We start from the raw sequence: 17250 nt of genomic DNA on the forward strand, positions 1-17250 counted from the left end.
TTAATTATGTCAGGTAACAGCTTCGGAAAACTTTTCACTGTAACCACGTTTGGCGAAAGCCACGGCATCGCCATTGGTGGCGTGGTAGATGGTTGCCCTCCAGGACTCGAAATTACAGAAGAAGACTTGCAGGTTGATTTAGACCGACGCAAGCCAGGCACTTCTCGCTATACCACAGCGCGAAGAGAAGACGACGAAGTACAAATTCTATCTGGCGTATTTGAAGGCAAGACTACAGGCACTAGTATTGGTTTGTTGATTAAAAATAAAGATCAGCGAAGCCAAGATTACGGCAATATTAAAGACCGCTTTCGCCCAGGTCATGCTGATTACACCTACGATCAAAAATACGGTAGCCGTGACTATCGCGGTGGTGGTCGCTCGTCAGCCCGCGAAACAGCTATTCGCGTAGCTGCTGGCGGTATCGCGAAGAAGTACCTGAAAGAAGTGCATGGTATCGAGGTGTTGGGGTATTTGTCTCAGCTTGGTCCTGTTACGGTAGATAAGGTCGATCACAGCGTTACCAATACCAACCCGTTTTTCTGCCCAGATGAGTCTAAGCTAGATGCGCTGGACGAATACATGCGCGACCTGAAAAAGTCTGGCGACAGTATTGGCGCAAAAGTTTCAGTTGTGGCGAAGAACGTGCCAGTTGGCCTTGGCGAGCCTGTGTTCGATAGGTTAGATGCTGAAATTGCCCACGCCATGATGGGGATTAACGCGGTGAAAGGCGTTGAAATTGGCGATGGTTTTGATGTTATCAATCAAAAAGGCAGTGAACACCGCGATACGCTAACCCCTGAAGGGTTTTCGTCAAACCATGCAGGCGGCGTATTAGGCGGCATTTCTACCGGCCAGGATATTGAAGTGCACATGGCACTTAAACCGACCTCGAGCATTTCGGTACCGGGTAAAACTATCAATAAAGACAATGAAGAGATTGATATTGTTACCAAAGGTCGTCACGACCCTTGTGTGGGTATTCGCGCTGTACCCATTGCAGAAGCCATGCTTGCGCTGGTATTAATGGATCACTTGTTACGCCACCGCGCACAAAATACAGGTGTGCTATCGACGACTAAGCCAATTGCGGGTCAGGCATAGCGTTTTTTAATTACCACTAAGCTTAATCGTATTATCTACGCGATTTGGTAAAACGCGCAGCATTACCTTCGTGTTGCGCTAAATATTCTCACTATTCGCCACTGCCCGTTTTGCGCTAGTGGCGTTTTTGCATATGGAGATGTGAATTGTCACCTAATGGTCAAAACGAAGCAAGAAGCGCTGAGACAGGCGCAGCAAGCAGTAAAACTGCGCTCTTTATCCTTGCTATTACCTACTGGCTTTATTTCGGGCAACTTGGCGTATTAGTGCCTTACTTGGGGATCTTCCTTGATGGGCGGGGCTTTTCTTCTGCCGAAATTGGTGAGCTTTTTGCCGTTATTACGCTTGCTCGTATCTTAGGTCCTGGCTTGTGGGCAGGCGTTGCCGACAAAACCGGCAATGCCATAGGCGTTATGCGTTTAGGCTGCTTTCTTACAGTACTCACTTTCAGTTCGGTATTTTACTTCACCAGTTTCTGGGGGCTTACCCTAGCTTTTGGCTTAATGATGATGTTTTGGACCGCGGTATTGCCTCAACTTGAAGTCATTACCATGAACACGGTGGCGAAAACCAAGGCTACCTACGGCCAAATAAGGCTGTGGGGAAGCGTTGGTTTTATTTGTATGACGGTAGGGGTAGGGAAGGCCCTCGATATTTTTTCTACCGATACCCCCGTACATGCCAGTGTTGGTGTACTCGCACTCTTATTTATAAGTACTTTGTTTATACGCGCACCGAAAGAGGCTGCGCCTGAAGTCTCTGCCGCGGGCAGCATTTGGAGATACGCTAAGCAGAAGCCTTTCGCCATTTTCATTTTTGCTTCTGCGTGTTTGCAAATTAGCTTTGGTGCGTACTACGGCTTTTTTGCGCTTTACATGCGCGACCTTGAATACAGCGGCCAGCAAACCGGTATCTTCATTGCGCTAGGGGTACTCGCCGAAGTGGGAATATTTCTTATTGCCAGAAGATTGATTAGTCAATTTGGCGTATGGAATCTCTTGTTTGTGAGCATTGCGCTCACAGGGCTTCGCTGGTACGTGATGGCGGCATTTGCAGATACCTTTATGGTGATTGTGCTAAGTCAGCTCATTCACGCTTTAAGCTTTGGCTTAACCCATGCGGTATCGGTGCACTTTATTCACCAGTTCTTGCCGAAGGCGTATCATAGCAGAGGGCAAGCCGTGTATATAAGTGTAGCGTTCGGGCTGGGCGGTGCGTTTGGCAATTACATGGCTGGGCAACAATGGCAGCAAGGAACAAACGCCTATGAAACCTTTTTCACCGCAGCGGTTTTCGCTATTGTGGGCGCGTTATCTCTGTTGCTGTGTTCCAAAAAGGACATGGACGAGTCCAAAGCGGTTTAACAGCTATTGAAAAAAAGTAAACCGCAGGCTCAAGCCTGCGGTGTGCGTTTACACTCCGATATTACGTCAACGCCGTCATCACCATTGTCTTGTTCAAGACGTACATCGAACTTCCAAAGCCTGTGTAAATGACGCATTACTTCATCTTTCGAGTCGCCTAGCGGAACACCGCGCTGTGGAATGTAGCGAAGAGTTAGCGACCGGTCGCCTCTAACATCCACATTGTGTACCTGTATATTTGGCTCTAAATTGCTCAGGTTGTATTGTGCCGAAAGTTTTTCTTTAATGGTTTGATAGCCTAATTCATCGTGAATAGCACTTACGCTGATAAAGGGTTGGGAGGTGTCGTCTTCCAGTGAAAAAAGCTTGAAATCACGAATCACTTTTGGCGATAAAAACTGGCTGATAAAGCTTTCGTCTTTAAAGTTTTCCATGGCGAAATGCACGGTTTCCAGCCAGTCTTTACCCGCAATACTCGGTAGATATTTATAATCTTCTTCCGTGGGTGACTGACATACGCGCTTGATATCCATAAACATCGAGAAACCAAGGGCGTAAGGGTTGATGCCTGAATAATAAGGGCTATTGTATTCAGGCTGCATAACCACACTGGAATGGCTGTGTAAAAACTCCATCATAAAGCGGTCGCTTACTAAACCTTCATCATACATCTGGTTTAAAATATGATAGTGCCAAAAACAGGCCCAGCCTTCGTTCATTACCTGGGTTTGTTTCTGCGGATAAAAATACTGTGAAACTTTGCGCACAATACGCACAATTTCACGCTGCCAAGGCTCTAGAAGTGGCGCGTTTTTTTCAATGAAATAAAGCAGGTTTTCTTGCGGCTCTTGAGGAAAACGAATTTTTTCTTTGTGTTGACTGTGCGGGCTATTAGGCAGTGTGCGCCATAGTTCGTTCACCTGGGATTGAAGGTAGGCTTCGCGTTCTTCCTGCCTGTTCTTCTCTTCTTGCAATGAAATCTTTTGCGGGCGTTTGTAGCGGTCAACGCCGTAATTCATCAGTGCATGGCAGGAGTCGAGCATATTTTCTACGTCTTCATAGCCGTACTTTTGCTCGCATTTAGCAATATAGTTTTTAGCAAATACTAAGTAATCGATAATAGAGCTGGCGTCAGTCCATGTCTCAAATAGATAGTTGCCTTTGAAAAACGAATTGTGTCCATAGCATGCGTGGGCCATGACTAAGGCTTGCATGGTAATGGTGTTCTCTTCCATTAAATAGGCAATGCAGGGGTCAGAGTTAATGACTATTTCGTATGCAAGCCCCATCTGCCCGCGACGGTATTGCTGCTCGGTTTGAATAAACTTTTTACCAAAGCTCCAGTGGGTATAGTTAAGCGGCATGCCTATGCTGGCGTAGGCATCCATCATTTGCTCGGCGGTAATGACCTCAATTTGATTGGGGTAGGTATCAAGCTTGAACTTTTTAGCGATGCGATCGATGTGTTCCTCATATTCTTCGATAAGCGGAAATGTCCAGTCGGGGCCGTCGCTCAACAAATGTCGTTGTGATGATTCAGGTTTGCCATTTTCTTTTGCAATTGCATCTGCGGTCATATTAGGCTCCTTGCAGCGCATCTTGTTCCGAGCGTTTGAATAGCTCTCTGAACACAGGGTAGATGTCAGCCTGCGATTGTATGTGCTTACATACAAAGTTGTCGTGAGTAGCGGCAACTTTTTCGTATTCACGCCACAAACTTTGGTGCTGCCTTTCGGTTATTTCGATATAAGCGTAATAGCGAGTGGCAGGTAATAGTTTGGCGGTAAGTAAATCGCGACACTGGGGCGAGTCATCAGACCAGTTATCACCGTCAGACGCCTGTGCTGCGTAAATATTCCAATTTCCATCGCTGTAGCGCTCACGAACCACTTCGTCCATCAGTTTCAACGCACTTGAAACAATGGTGCCGCCGGTTTCTTGCGAGTAGAAAAACTCTTGTTCATCTACCTCCTTCGCTTGCGTGTGGTGGCGGATATAGACCACATCTACGTTTTCATAAGTACGGGTTAAAAATAAATACAGCAGAATGTAGAACCGCTTTGCCATTTCTTTAGTGGCTTGGTCCATAGAGCCCGAGACATCCATTAAACAAAACATCACAGCTTTACTAGAGGGAAGTGGGCGTTTGTCATAGTTTTTGAAGCGTAGATCAAAGGTGTCGATGAAGGACACCTGCGCAATTTTTGCTTTTAATACATCAATTTCTTCTTCTAGCGCTTTTATCGCTAACGTATTGTCGTGCTTATCATCAATAAGTTGCGCCAGTTTTTCTTCAAGCTCTCTAAGCTTTCTTTTATCGCTGCCGCTAAGCGCAATGCGTCTTGCCACTGAACCTTTGAGCGAGCGTACAATATCTAAATTACTTGGCACGCCATCAGTTTGATAACCCGCGCGGTAGGTTTCATACTGCGTGACTTTATCAAATTGGTTTTTCTTCAAATTAGGTAGCGCTAAGTCTTCAAAAAGAAGATCTAAATATTCATCTTTAGAAATGGAAAAAACAAACTCGTCCTGACCTTCTTCTTCGTTACTGGCATCGCCTTCACCACCACCTTGCCCTTTGCCACCAGGCGGCCTGTCAATTTTATCCCCAGCAATAAACTGGTCATTGCCAGGGTGTACAATATCTCTGCTGCCACCGCGGCCGGTATGGAAAATAGGCTCAGAAATATCCCTGGCTGGAATGCTAATCTTTTCGCCAGAATCTAGATCGGTTACAGAACGTTTACCCACAGCATCAGATACCGCGCGTTTTATCTGCTGTTTATAGCGTTTAATAAAACGTTGGCGGTTTACCGTGCTCTTGCCTTTGCTATTAAGCCTTCGGTCAATAAAATGCGCCATACACACCTGCTTGTCTTGTTGTGAACTACAAATACCAGTGCTGAAGCGCGTACGTCTAGCGCTAAGACGCTTTACGTACGCGAAGGTACCATTCACAAAGCAGTCGAACTTGCTTTTGCGTATAGCCTTTTTCGGTCATACGGTTTACGAAGTCGTCATGCTTTTTCTGCTCTTCTGCAGAACCTTTGGTGTTAAACGAAATCACCGGCAATAAGTCTTCCGTATTTGAGAACATTTTTTTCTCAATGACGGTGCGCAGTTTTTCATAACTTGTCCACGCAGGGTTTTTGCCTGCATTATTCGCACGTGCCCGAAGCACAAAGTTTACTATTTCGTTACGGAAGTCTTTGGGGTTGCTAATACCGGCGGGCTTCTCGGTTTTCTCTAACTCTGCATTTAGCGATGCTCTGTCAAACAGCTGCCCGGTTTCGGGGTCGCGATACTCTTGGTCCTGAATCCAGAAATCGGCATACGTCACATAGCGGTCAAACAGATTTTGCCCATATTCAGAATACGACTCTAAATAAGCCGTTTGAATTTCTTTGCCAATGAATTCCACGTAGCGGGGAATTAGGTAGCCTTTCAAGAACTCTAAATACTTATCCGCGGTTTCTTGAGGGAACTGTTCCCGCTCAATTTGGCGCTCCAACACATAGAACAGATGAACCGGATTCGCTGCTACTTCTTGATGATCGAAGTTAAACACGCGAGATAGAATCTTAAAGGCAAAGCGGGTGGATAACCCTTCCATGCCTTCATCAACACCGGCGTAATCGCGGTATTCTTGATAAGACTTGGCTTTTGGGTCGGTGTCTTTCAGGCTCTCGCCATCGTATACCCGCATTTTTGAGAACAAACTGGAGTTCTCTGGCTCTTTCAAGCGAGATAACACGGTAAACTGTGCTAAGCACTCTAGCGTGTCAGGGGCGCAGGGCGCGCCATTAAGCTCACTGCTATCAAGGAGCTTTTTGTAAATATGAATTTCTTCACTTACCCGCAGGCAGTATGGCACTTTTACAATGTAAACCCGGTCAAGAAATGCCTCGTTATTCTTATTATTCCTAAACGCTTGCCACTCCGACTCATTTGAATGGGCAAGAATTAGTCCATCGAAGGGAAGGGCAGAGAAGCCTTCCGTTGGGTTGTAGTTACCTTCTTGTGTGGCGGTTAATAGTGGATGCAGCACCTTAATCGGCGCTTTAAACATTTCGACAAATTCCATTAACCCCTGATTGGCTTTACACAAAGAACCAGAGTAGCTATAGGCGTCAGGGTCATTTTGTGCATACTGCTCTAAGCGGCGAATGTCCACCTTACCCACTAGCGCCGAAATATCTTGATTGTTCTCGTCCCCAGGCTCGGTTTTCGCTATGCCCACTTGGTCGAGTACTGAAGGATAAACCCGAACAACTTTAAATTGAGTAATATCGCCATTAAATTCATGCAGGCGCTTACGCGCCCACGGTGACATGATGGTTTTTAAATAGCGCTTAGGAATGCCGTATTCTTTTTCTAGAATGTCGCCGTCTTCTTTGACATCAAATAAACAGAAAGGATGGTCGTTTACTGGCGAGCCTTTTAGCATGTAAATAGGTACATGCTGCATCAGTTCTTTTAGTCTCTCGGCTAGCGAGGACTTACCGCCGCCCACAGGGCCGAGTAAATAAAGAATTTGTTTCTTCTCTTCAAGTCCCTGTGCGGCGTGCTTAAGATAAGAAACGATTTGCTCTATGGCTTCTTCCATACCATAAAATTCTGAGAAAGCTGGATAACGAGAAATAACGCGGTTTGAGAAAATGCGGCTTAGTGCCGGGTCGTTGGCAGTGTCTACTAGTTCTGGCTCACCGATAGCCTTTAGCAAACGTTCTGCAGCGTTGGCATAAGCGCTTTGATCTTCCTTACAAATTTCAAGGAACTCCCCAATGGTGAACTCTTCCTGTTTTCGCTCTTCATAGCGACTTTGATAGTGTTCAAAAATACCCATGAATACCCCTTAAATACGGAACCCCGTAATTTCAGCTTAGTCGGTATTTGGGAAAACGATAGTAATTAATGTGTATAGTTTTTAATCTTTTCGTCTAATGAAAATTGCAACTTTAATAAGAATTTAGTGTCACTTAAAAGAATGAACACAACAAAAAAAGCCCCGCTGATATGCGGGGCTTTCGTTCGTATTTTAAACGCGTTATAGAACCTATTAAGTTCTATACTGGGGCGTGAGGCTTACGCAAAATTTTTGCTTGCGAATTCCCAGTTAACCAGTGCCCAGAAGTTTTCTAGGTACTTAGGACGCGCGTTACGGTAATCGATGTAATAAGCGTGTTCCCATAGATCAACAGTAAGTACTGGTGTTAGATCATCGCCAGAAATAGGCGTTTCAGCGTTGCTGGTATTAACGATGTCTAGGCTGCCGTCAGCAGTTTTAACTAGCCATGTCCAGCTTGAACCAAAGTTATTAACTGCTTTGTCGTTAAACGCAGCTTGGAAGTCTGCAAATGAGCCCCATTTCGCGTTAATTGCGTCAGCGAGTTCACCTGTAGGTTCGCCGCCGCCATTCGGGCTTAGGCAATTCCAGTAGAACGTGTGGTTCCACACTTGCGCTGCGTTGTTGAAAACACCGCCTTCAGAAGATTTGATGATTTCTTCTAGGCTTTTGTTTTCCATGTCAGTACCTTCAACTAGGCCGTTTAGCTTAGTTACATAAGTAGCGTGGTGCTTGCCGTAGTGATACTCAAGCGTTTCAGCAGAAATATGTGGTTCTAGTGCATTTTGTTCGTATGGTAATGCTGGTAGTTCAAAAGCCATGACGGTCTCCATGTTGGTTTAGTATTGTAATCTAAAGCACACTTATCTTCGCCTGTTCAATAAGTGCATATCAACCCTTGATTGAATATACCGCTTTAGACGCTAAAGCATATCTTAAATGTGGGGATAAAGTTATATAACTCAATGACAAAAATGTGAATTTTTTTTCAAAACCTATTTTGTCTTGGTAAATAGCCATCCAATGTATTGGTAGATAGCGTTGCAGAGAATGAAAAGATCAATCCGCTGTTCGGTTATTAAATATAAATTTATGATACCCTTCGCCTTGATAAATCATTCATGCATTCCCATCTACTGGGAATACACTTTTGTGCTCAGAGGAATCAAATGGATAATACTGAAAATCAATCAACGCTGGATAGAATCAAGCAGCAAATCGAAGAAAACCCAATTTTGTTGTACATGAAAGGTTCTCCTAAACTACCTAGCTGTGGTTTTTCTTCACAAGCATCACAAGCGTTGATGTCGTGTGGCGAACCCTTTGCGTATGTAGATATTCTTCAAAACCCTGATATTCGCGCTGAACTTCCTAAATACGCGAATTGGCCAACATTCCCACAATTGTGGGTTGAAGGTGAGCTTGTTGGTGGTTGCGATATCATTATTGAAATGTTTCAGCAAAACGAGCTACAGCCGCTTATTAAAGAGACCGCTGAGAAGTTCAAAGAAGAAGAGTAAATCTTCTCGACCTTGCCCGATTTTGGGGATTGTAAATGACGATTAGAAAGCCGGCCTTGTGCCGGTTTTTTTCATTAAAAACCGCGTAAAACCCGCCACATTTATTCCCGTAAAACTATATAGACAGGTCAGAAATCAAAATCCTCTACGGCCTGAAAAAATATATTTATTTTGTAGAAAAAGGTTTGTTTTTTAATATCTTGCGTTCTATAAAAAGGTTCATCTGACCGCAAGTAAGTCAGTGTTGAAGGTATAAAATAACAACTACTCTGAGTACTTTTCTTGTTTGTGAAAAACGCTAAAGGCTTATGTGTGAAACACGCAAAAGGTACTCATAGAGAAACTCCGGGAAACCACCATGAATACAACCTTGTCTTTATTGACTAAAAACGTGCGCGGCGTTCTAGCTGCATCTGCTGCGTTTTCAGTAATGGCTACAGCACCTGTTTATGCGCAAGAAGCAGAAGAAAGTGCAAAAGCTGAAGATTACGAACAAATTGCCGTCGTTGGCTCACGCGCAGCGCCTCGCTCTGTAGCTGACTCAGCGGTTCCAATTGATATTATTTCAGACGAAGAGTTTAAGCAGCAGGGTGCCACCGATATGGTATCTATGATGCAAACTGTTGTGCCGTCTTTTAACGTAAACGACCAGCCAATCAACGATGCATCGACGTTAGTTCGCCCAGCTAATCTTCGCGGTATGGCATCTGATCACACCCTAGTGTTGGTTAACGGTAAGCGTCGTCACCGTTCTGCGGTAATCACTTTCCTAGGTGGTGGTCTTTCTGACGGTGCACAAGGCCCAGATATCTCTGTTATTCCGGCAGCGGCACTTAAGCAGGTAGAAGTTCTTCGTGATGGCGCAGCAGCGCAGTACGGTTCAGATGCCATTGCAGGTGTAATTAACTTCGTACTTAATGACGCGTCAGAAGGCGGCTCCTTTGAAGCCCGTTATGGCTCATACTATGAAGGCGACGGCGACATGATTCAACTTTCTGGTAACGTGGGTCTTCCACTATCAGAAAATGGGTTTATTAACCTATCAGCCGAATACCGTACTGCCGACGATACCTCTCGTAGCATTCAGCGTGACGATGCAGCTGCGCTTATAGCGGCGGGCAACACCTTTGTTGCAGACCCTGCACAAATTTGGGGTTCGCCTGAAATAAAACACGACATTAAGCTTTTTGCTAACGCGGGTGTCGAGCTATCTGATACGTCTGAAGCCTATATTTTCGGTAACTTCGCTGAGCGTGAAGTTGAAGGCGGTTTCTATTATCGTAACCCACACAATCGTGGTGGTGTAAACGACGGCGGTACGAATGAAGATGGCGAGCAGCTACTTCTAGTTGGTGATTTAACTGGCGATATGTCAGGTAATTGTCCAACCGATATCGTAGTAGGCGACAACGTTTTAGAAAATCCTACGTACATAAACCAAGTTGCAAATAACCCAGACTGTTTTGCATTTAACGAAATGCTTCCAGGTGGTTTCACCCCTCGTTTCGGCGGTACGGTTACCGATATGTCTCTTGTTTTTGGTACTAAAGGCGAATTAGAGAACGATATCACGTATGACGTGAGTCTAAACCTTGGTCAAAACGAAGTTGATTTCGCGATTAGCAACACAATCAACCCGTCTTTAGGCCCAGAAACACCGTTCGAGTTTAGCCCTGGTCGTTATACACAATCTGAGCAAACCCTTGATATTGATTTTACCAAACCTTTCGATGTTGGTTTGTATGAGCCGCTATTCGTAGCGACTGGTTTCCAATACCGCAACGAAAGTTATGAGAGTTTTGCAGGTGATACTGCCTCTTATGAAATAGGTCCGCTGGCGACACAAGGCTTTGGCATTGGCTCAAATGGTTTCCCTGGCTTGGCGGCCAATAGCCAAGGTCGTGTGTCCCGCAACAACATCGCGCTTTACATTGATGCAGAAGCCTATATCACAGAAAACTTCATGCTAGCCGGTGCGCTACGTTACGAAGACTTCTCTGATTTTGGCGATACCACGAAAGGTAAAATTGCTTTCCGTTGGCAAGCGCTTGAGAACATCGCGTTCCGCGGTGCGTTCTCAACTGGCTTTAAAGCACCTACGCTTGGTCAAAGTAACGTACGTAACGTAACCACAGCGTTTGGTACGGATGGACAGCTAATCGACCGTGCAACACTACCACCCACTGATCCAGTATCACAGCTTAAAGGTGGTGAGCAGTTAACGCCTGAAGAGTCAGAAAGCATTACGTTTGGTGTGGTAGCAGACTTTGAAAATGGTTTATTCATTACTGCAGATTACTACAACATTGAACTTACTGACCGTATCAGTACTGCATCGGGTATTGCGCTAACTGAAGAAGATATTGCGACGCTTCTCGCGCAAGGTATCAACGATGCGTCTAGCTTCTCTGAGATTAGCTTCTTTACTAACGATTTCGACACCACTACTGAAGGTGTTGACGTTGTAGCGAACTATGCGATGGAAATGATGGGTGGTGAAACTAAGTTCTCACTTGCTTATAACTGGACGTCGACAGAAGTAGACCGTGCGTCGGAGAATATCTCTGACTTCCGTATTCGCATGCTAGAAGATAACCTTCCAGCGGTGCGTTACAGTGCGACGGCGAACCACACAAATGGTGATTGGCGCTTCCTTGCACGCTTGAACTATTACGGTAGCATCTTTGAAGACCACTTAGATTCTGCGCTTCCTATTGATAAAGTAGGTTCAGAATTTACTGTGGACTTAGAAGTGGCTTACAACTTCACTGAAGAGCTCACTGTAACCGTAGGTGCGAAAAACGCCTTTGATGAATACCCAGATGAGAATACACAGTACGCCGGTATTGCAGGTTCGTTGTATCCAACAACCTCACCAATCGGTATCAACGGTGGCTTTTATTATCTAAGAGGTGTTTACACTTTTTAATCGCTAGCACTAGCGAAAAACAACTTTCACAAATGTTTCGAAGTGAAGGGGAGCATTAGCTCCCCTTTTATTTTCTTATTCGAGTATCATTTGCGTGAAAAATGATAAAGAAACAGGCATTATTGATGCCAATGTAAGCAAATCGAAACACACAACTTTTATTATTATGACAAGAAAGTCGACAGTAGCTGAAACCTTTTTAAAATACCGCTCTAAGCTAATGCGCGCGGTAGGTTCTATTGTTGGCGCCGACGACATTGAAGATATAGTCCAAGAAGCTTTTATAAAAAGCTACGAAGCAGAATTAAAACAAGAAATACAATACGAACGGACATATATGCTTAAAACAGCGCGTAACCTAGCGCTGAACCATGTTGCTAAAGCTGAAAATAAAAACAAGCAGCAACTCGATGACATGGATATTTTGCCTTATGAGCTTGTAGGGCACAGTTTAGAAAAAAACGTAGAAAGCAAAGAGCGCTTTATTCATTTTTGCCGAGCGACAGACACGCTGTCAGCTGATGTAAAACGCGTATTTTTGTTGAAAAAAGTATATGGCATGCGACAAAAAGAGATTGCAGAGCTTGTGGGGCTAAGCGAAAGCACCGTAGAGAAGCATGTCGCCAAAGGTTTAATGATGTGCTCTAGATATTTAGCTGAGCTTTCAAAGGACAGTGCATCCCCCCGTGCCACTGCTACCGCGACTAAGGACATAAGCCGTAGTTAACATGAACAATATTCGCCAGTTTTCAAGCAAAGAAGATATCCAAGAGCAAGCTTGCCTTTGGATAAGCCGTCTCGATCGCGGCTTAAAAAGTGAAGAAAAAACAGAATTAGACGCGTGGTTATCCGAAAGTAACGCACACCGGCAGGCGCTGCTTGAAGCCGCAAGCTTGTGGGATGATATGTCGGTGCTGAATGAACTAAGTGGTCTATTCCCTCAACCGACGTCCCGTCAATCAGCGAAAAAACACAGCGTTTCTAAAAGCGCAATGTGGGGGATAGCGGCGACGTTTTTAGTAATGGCAATCGCCGTAGGCGTTGTGGTTCAACGCACATGGTTAGACGCTACTCCTGAGTTTGCAGCGGTAAGTCAAAAAGTACAAACCGGTGTGGGTGAACAGAAAAATGTCACTCTTGCCGATGGTTCAAAAATGCACCTAAATACTAACTCAGTGGTTACAGTGGACTTTTCGTCAGCGGTGAGAAACATTGTGCTGCTTAAGGGCGAGGCGCATTTTGAAGTCGCCCACGATAAAACGCGGCCTTTTTCTGTTACTGCCGGCAACAATACCGTTACTGCAGTGGGTACAGCGTTTAATATGCAGTATGTAGATGATAACGCTTTTGAACTCGTAGTGACCGACGGAAAAGTATTAGTTAAAGATCGTTTTAAAGCTTCAGCATCTAATCAATCGCTGTTCACAAAGCGCCCTGTTGCCGATGAAGGTTTACTTATGTTTGCGGGTGAAAAGGCTAAGGTACAAGGCAAAGTTGAAGCCCGTGAAAGTTTGTCTCAAAACGACATCGATGATGATTTAGCTTGGCAACAAGGCATGATCGTATTTAAAGGAGAGCCTTTAGACGCGGTTCTCGCTGAAATAGGCCGCTATACGCCGGTACGCTTTCATATTTCTGATGAGAGCTTACGCAAACGCCGCGTAGCCGGTTATTTTAAAGTAGGTGACATTGACGGCCTACTATCGGCGTTAAAAAGTAGCTTTAACATCAACTACGAGAAAGTCACCGACACGAGTATTGAGCTTAAACTAGCGGAGAGTTAAAAACTTCTGAAACTTAGGGGCTTTCTCCTATTCCTAGTTGGCATCAAATTATTTAATGTGACAATATAATCAGAATAATAAGCACATCGAATTTAAATCGTGCAACAGAGCAACATTGCAACAAACAGGCAACCTAATAAAGCAATAGAAAAGCTGCATGCTTTTGCATGGCTGGCTTGGTGCTTTTCGCAAAATAGAGGCAAAATAGTGATGTTTCGCTTAGTAAAAGCGCCTCTGCACATTGCGCCTACTTTGTTTTTGCTTCTTACACATGCCCCTCTTGTGTACGCACAAACCACTCAAGTTACAGCCACACAACCACAAACATCAATTAACGAGTTTAGTTTTTCGATTCCTGCGCAAAATGCCAACGAGGCCCTTACGGAGCTTGCAAAACAGGCCAATACCACTTTGTTATTTCCGTTTGATTTAGCTAAAAAAGTGAAAACGAATGCACTTGAAGGCACGTTTACGCTTAACGAAGCCTTGTCTCAACTTTTAAAAGATACGGAACTTGCCGTTGTTGTGGATGAAGCGGGTATGCTGAGTATTCGCTCCCGCTCGTCGTTACTAGCGAAGGCTAACCAGGCGAACAAGGAAGAAAAAGCGTCAGAAGAGGGCAATAATGGCTTGGAAAAAATTGCGGTAGTTGGCACCAGAAATGCGCCGCGAAGTGCAGTAGACTCTCCGGTTCCCCTTGATGTTATTGGTTCGAAGGCGCTGCGTTCGCAAGGGAATAGTGACGTGCTTTCTATGCTTAGCGTGATGGTGCCGTCATTAAATGTTAATGACCAGCCGATTAACGATGCCAGTAGCCTTGTAAGACCTGCGAATTTAAGAGGCATGTCGTCAGATCACACGTTGTTATTACTTAACGGGAAGCGTAGACACCGATCTGCGGTTATTACCTTTCTCGGCGGTGGCCTGTCTGACGGTGCACAAGGGCCTGATATATCAATTATACCTGCTTATGCGTTAAAGCAAGTTGAGGTGCTGCGAGATGGTGCATCCGCACAATATGGTTCCGATGCTATCGCAGGCGTTATTAACTTTGTGCTAAAAGATGCGCGAGAAGGGGGGAGCGTTGCCCTTAAGTTAGGTGGGTACAGTGAAGGTGATGGCGAGCTTTTTCAAATACAGCTTAACAATGGGTTTGCCATAGGCGATAAAGGCTTTTTAAATGCGACGGCTGAGTACAGGCAGCAAAACGGCACCTCTCGTTCTGTACAACGCAGTGATGCACAAGCGCTTATCGAACAAGGTAATACATTTATCCAAACGCCGTCTCAAGTTTGGGGCGCATTAGACGTTAACGAAGATATCAAACTAGCCTTAAATGCCGGCACTGCTATTTCTCAATTAACAGAATTTTATAGTTTTGCTACAGCAGCTAGACGGAAAATAACCGGTGGTTTCTATTTCCGAAACCCGCAAACTCGAGAAGGCGTGTTTAGCCGAACTGACCCCAACACGGGGGAAAGCCGTTTAATTGTGGCGGATTTAGATGGATTGGAAAACGGCATAGCGTGCCCGTCTATTACGCTTTCTACTAACAACGTATTGCAAGACCCTGATTATCAGCGAATAGCTGATAACACCACCGAACTTGGGGCAAATTGTTTTGCTTTTAATGAGTGGTTTCCAGGCGGTTTCACGCCAAAATTTGGCGGCACCATTACCGATGCCTCGCTGGCCATGGGAATAAGACATGAATTGCCCAAAGGCTGGGCGATGGATGCGAGTGCCACTTTAGGTTACAGTGATATCGAGTACACCATATCGAATACGGTAAACCCGTCGTTAGGGCCCCGGACACCCACTTCCTTTTCGCCAGGCGGTGTATCACAAATAGAGCGAACCCTTAACCTCGATTTTAGCAAGCTTATTCAATCCATTTTTGAAGACCCAATTAGCATAGGCCTCGGTGCTGAATGGCGCAAAGAAACCTATTTCCAGAAAGCCGGTGATGAAGCGTCCTACATTGCTGGGCCTTTTGCCCTTGAGCCTCCGTTGGGGTTAAGCGAAGGGTTTTCGATTGGGTCGAACGGTTTTCCAGGGTATCAGCCTCAGTCAGCTGGGCATTGGAGCCGCAATAACTGGGCATTGTACGCCGACGTAGAGCTGTTCCTAACTGAAGCGATGCAGGTTGGACTGGCTGCTAGAGTTGAGCATTTTAGTGACTTTGGCTCTACCTTTGACGGCAAATTGAGCATGCGTTATAAACTTAACGACACCTTTGCATTGCGAGGGTCAGTTAATACAGGCTTCAAAGCCCCGACAGTGGGCCAGAGCAACGTGATTAATGTAACAACTGCTTATGGCGTTAATGGGCTTGAAGACCAAGCCACCTTGCCGCCAACGGACCTCATTTCATTACAGCTCGGCGCGACACCACTTACACCAGAAGAATCGGTCAATTTCAGTCTGGGCATGGTCATGCAGGCAAGCGACAACTTTTTCGCAACGCTCGACTATTTCAATATTCGCCTCTCAGATCGCATCAGTACCACCTCAGCGATTCCGTTGACTGAACAAGATATTAGCGCGCTGGTTGCACAGGGAAGGCCAGATGCAGTTAAGTACAATGCAGCAAAATACTTTACTAATGATTTTGATACTAAGACCCAGGGCGTAGATTTAGTTGTAAACTACAGTTTTTCATACAATGACTGGGCTAACGCGTTATTACTCGCTTACAACTGGACAGATACGCAGGTGGAACGCCTTACGCTTTATCCTGCACTAGTTAACGATGAAATGCAGCTTTTGCCTAACTTAACGCCGTCGCGCATTCGTATGCTAGAAGATAACCTCCCGGCTCACAGGGGAAGCGTTACCCTTGAGCAAGTCAAAGATAACTGGGCGCTAACATGGCGATTAAACTACTATGGTGAGTTTTACGAAGACCACCTCGATGCATCGGCGGGAATGGATATATACGGCAGTGCATTAACGACGTTTGACGCGCAACTCGCTTGGAAAGTACAACCACACATTCAGCTTACGTTAGGCGCGCAAAACTTGTTCGATGCACTGCCTGACGAAAACCCGTTTCAAGGCGAGGTTGGCGCGCTTTATCCACCTACATCTCCAGGCGGCATTAACGGCGCTTTTTATTACGCAGGCATCGAATACACCTTTAATTAACACTGCGGTAATGGCCGGTGCTTTTGGTGTCAATATATATGCTGAATGTGTCGTAGCAAAGAAACGCGTTACAAGAGGGAGAAGGGACCGGAAAGGTTAAGTATTAGGTTGCTGACCTTAACCTACGTCTTTAAATAATGATTCATCAATGATGGTTTGGTCAATAATTTGTTGAGCCATAGTAATGCACTTACCGCACTGCGAGCCAAGCTCTAAATGTTGACGTAACTCACGCATATTTCCCACGCCGTTTTCTTCAACCGCCGCGCGAATGCTTTTATCTGTTACCCCATAGCACATGCAAACAAACATTAAACGTACTCCAAATGAATCTGTAAATGATAATAATTGCTATTCATTAATTTGGCAAGTAGATATTGGCAAATTTAATAAAGGGTAAATGATGAAAATCTGTGCTTAAAGTTTAGCGAATGAACCCCTATTGGTAGGATCAGTGAAAAAACACATTGTTTAATATTGTTATTTTAGTAATCGTACCTATCTCCCAAGCTAGCAATATCTATTTTAAGTGGTCGCGCAACGCAATCACTTC

The 17250-nt window shown here is 45.0% G+C and carries 12 protein-coding genes; 7 read left to right on the forward strand and 5 right to left on the reverse strand.

The features are described 5' to 3' along the window. Positions 1-6 precede the first annotated feature (6 nt). Together aroC and MADE_RS06070 are read left to right on the forward strand one after the other, a co-directional pair. Positions 7-1104 (forward strand): chorismate synthase, encoded by a 1098-nt coding sequence (gene aroC, locus MADE_RS06065; RefSeq protein ID WP_012517790.1) that lies wholly within the window; start codon positions 7-9, stop codon positions 1102-1104. A 146-nt stretch (positions 1105-1250) separates the two neighbouring features. Then, positions 1251-2468: an MFS transporter gene (locus MADE_RS06070; protein WP_012517791.1), complete on the forward strand. Its 1218-nt coding sequence runs from the start codon at positions 1251-1253 to the stop codon at positions 2466-2468. Between the two features lie 29 nt (positions 2469-2497). Here the strand turns inward: MADE_RS06070 and MADE_RS06075 are convergent, their stop codons facing one another. The 4 genes from MADE_RS06075 to sodB form a co-directional block, all read right to left on the reverse strand. Continuing rightward, positions 2498-4045, reverse strand: a complete 1548-nt coding sequence (locus MADE_RS06075; protein ID WP_012517792.1) for a SpoVR family protein — start codon at positions 4043-4045, stop codon at positions 2498-2500. A 1-nt stretch (position 4046) separates the two neighbouring features. Continuing rightward, the gene (locus tag MADE_RS06080) at positions 4047-5333 is read right to left on the reverse strand and encodes a YeaH/YhbH family protein (protein WP_012517793.1); all 1287 of its coding nucleotides are present in this window, start codon (positions 5331-5333) and stop codon (positions 4047-4049) included. A 61-nt stretch (positions 5334-5394) separates the two neighbouring features. Next, positions 5395-7317, reverse strand: coding sequence for a PrkA family serine protein kinase (locus MADE_RS06085; RefSeq protein WP_012517794.1), 1923 nt, complete (start codon positions 7315-7317; stop codon positions 5395-5397). Positions 7318-7556: 239 nt separating this feature from the next. Then, on the reverse strand, positions 7557-8138 hold the full coding sequence (sodB, locus tag MADE_RS06090; RefSeq protein ID WP_012517795.1) for a superoxide dismutase [Fe]: 582 nt from the start codon (positions 8136-8138) through the stop codon (positions 7557-7559). A gap of 348 nt (positions 8139-8486) precedes the next feature. Between sodB and MADE_RS06095 the strand changes: the two genes are divergently transcribed. The 5 genes from MADE_RS06095 to MADE_RS06115 all read left to right on the forward strand — a co-directional run bounded on the left by MADE_RS06095 (position 8487) and on the right by MADE_RS06115 (position 16697). After that, the gene (locus MADE_RS06095; RefSeq protein WP_012517796.1) at positions 8487-8837 is read left to right on the forward strand and encodes a Grx4 family monothiol glutaredoxin; all 351 of its coding nucleotides are present in this window, start codon (positions 8487-8489) and stop codon (positions 8835-8837) included. A 358-nt stretch (positions 8838-9195) separates the two neighbouring features. Further along, positions 9196-11766: a TonB-dependent receptor plug domain-containing protein gene (locus tag MADE_RS06100; protein WP_012517797.1), complete on the forward strand. Its 2571-nt coding sequence runs from the start codon at positions 9196-9198 to the stop codon at positions 11764-11766. Between the two features lie 166 nt (positions 11767-11932). Then, positions 11933-12493, forward strand: a complete 561-nt coding sequence (locus tag MADE_RS06105) for an RNA polymerase sigma factor (RefSeq protein ID WP_411918788.1) — start codon at positions 11933-11935, stop codon at positions 12491-12493. 1 nt (position 12494) lies between these two features. Further along, a complete protein-coding gene (locus MADE_RS06110) occupies positions 12495-13550 on the forward strand; it encodes a FecR family protein (RefSeq protein ID WP_012517799.1) in 1056 nt (351 codons plus the stop codon). Positions 13551-13649: 99 nt separating this feature from the next. Beyond that, positions 13650-16697, forward strand: a complete 3048-nt coding sequence (locus MADE_RS06115; RefSeq protein WP_012517800.1) for a TonB-dependent receptor — start codon at positions 13650-13652, stop codon at positions 16695-16697. A 117-nt stretch (positions 16698-16814) separates the two neighbouring features. On the opposite strand, the gene MADE_RS06120 is transcribed toward MADE_RS06115, so the two are convergent. Further along, positions 16815-17009, reverse strand: coding sequence for a bacterioferritin-associated ferredoxin (locus MADE_RS06120; protein WP_012517801.1), 195 nt, complete (start codon positions 17007-17009; stop codon positions 16815-16817). Positions 17010-17250 lie beyond the last annotated feature (241 nt).

It is taken from the genome of Alteromonas mediterranea DE, assembly GCF_000020585.3.
Lineage (GTDB): Bacteria > Pseudomonadota > Gammaproteobacteria > Enterobacterales > Alteromonadaceae > Alteromonas > Alteromonas mediterranea.

What these genes read in the sequence shown, in the direction of transcription:
- MADE_RS06120 (WP_012517801.1), bottom strand. Translation starts at nt 17,009, where the DNA reads ATGTTTGTTTGCATGTGCTATGGGGTAACAGATAAAAGCATTCGCGCG.
- MADE_RS06105 (WP_411918788.1), top strand. Translation starts at nt 11,933, where the DNA reads ATGACAAGAAAGTCGACAGTAGCTGAAACCTTTTTAAAATACCGCTCT.
- MADE_RS06100 (WP_012517797.1), top strand. Translation starts at nt 9,196, where the DNA reads ATGAATACAACCTTGTCTTTATTGACTAAAAACGTGCGCGGCGTTCTA.
- MADE_RS06095 (WP_012517796.1), top strand. Translation starts at nt 8,487, where the DNA reads ATGGATAATACTGAAAATCAATCAACGCTGGATAGAATCAAGCAGCAA.
- MADE_RS06110 (WP_012517799.1), top strand. Translation starts at nt 12,495, where the DNA reads ATGAACAATATTCGCCAGTTTTCAAGCAAAGAAGATATCCAAGAGCAA.
- aroC (WP_012517790.1), top strand. Translation starts at nt 7, where the DNA reads ATGTCAGGTAACAGCTTCGGAAAACTTTTCACTGTAACCACGTTTGGC.
- MADE_RS06085 (WP_012517794.1), bottom strand. Translation starts at nt 7,317, where the DNA reads ATGGGTATTTTTGAACACTATCAAAGTCGCTATGAAGAGCGAAAACAG.
- MADE_RS06080 (WP_012517793.1), bottom strand. Translation starts at nt 5,333, where the DNA reads ATGGCGCATTTTATTGACCGAAGGCTTAATAGCAAAGGCAAGAGCACG.
- MADE_RS06075 (WP_012517792.1), bottom strand. Translation starts at nt 4,045, where the DNA reads ATGACCGCAGATGCAATTGCAAAAGAAAATGGCAAACCTGAATCATCA.
- sodB (WP_012517795.1), bottom strand. Translation starts at nt 8,138, where the DNA reads ATGGCTTTTGAACTACCAGCATTACCATACGAACAAAATGCACTAGAA.